The following is a 596-nucleotide window of genomic DNA, read 5'->3' on the forward strand; positions in this document are numbered from 1 at the left end:
ACACTGACTGTCACGGGCGATTTCGCGCAGCAGTCCGGATCGATCTATCAGGTCGACCTCGCAAGGTCGTCCGATCTCATCGATGTTGGCGGAGTAGCGGCGATCGACAGCGGCGCGCAGATCGAGCTGCTGCGGCAGGGAACGCTATCGGTCGATGCCCGATATACTCTGCTCTCCGCAGCAGGCGGCGTAAGCGGCACCTATGGCGGGCTGACGGGGGCTCTGGCGACAGACGCGACGCCCTTCGTCGATTTCCAGCTCGTCTACGATGCCAACAATGTCTATCTCGATATCAGCCGCACATCGACGGCGTTTGCCGATGTTGCCAGCACCTTCAATCAACGCTCGGTCGCCGCAGCGGCTCAGGCGCTTGGAAGCGGTAATCCGATCCAGGACAACATCCTGTTCCTGACGGCGCCGGAAGCCCGCAACGAGGCCGACGCCTGGCTTGCCGCGCGCGATTTTTCCAAGGCGCTGTTCATCGGCGGCGACTGGAAAGCCGCGTCCGGCGGCAAGACCTTCGAGACCAGCGAGCCCTCCTCCGGCAAGCTGCTGGCCAAGGTCTCGGACGCCAATGCCGCCGACATCGACGCGGC

The 596-nt window shown here is 63.8% G+C and carries 1 protein-coding gene; it reads left to right on the forward strand.

All coding sequences use genetic code 11. The features are described 5' to 3' along the window. Positions 1–399 precede the first annotated feature (399 nt). A partial coding sequence (locus EN984_RS39575) for a hypothetical protein (RefSeq protein WP_206517597.1) occupies positions 400–596 on the forward strand: 197 nt, incomplete at its 3' end.

The organism is Mesorhizobium sp. M7A.F.Ca.CA.004.12.1.1 (assembly GCF_003997835.1).
Taxonomy (GTDB): domain Bacteria; phylum Pseudomonadota; class Alphaproteobacteria; order Rhizobiales; family Rhizobiaceae; genus Mesorhizobium.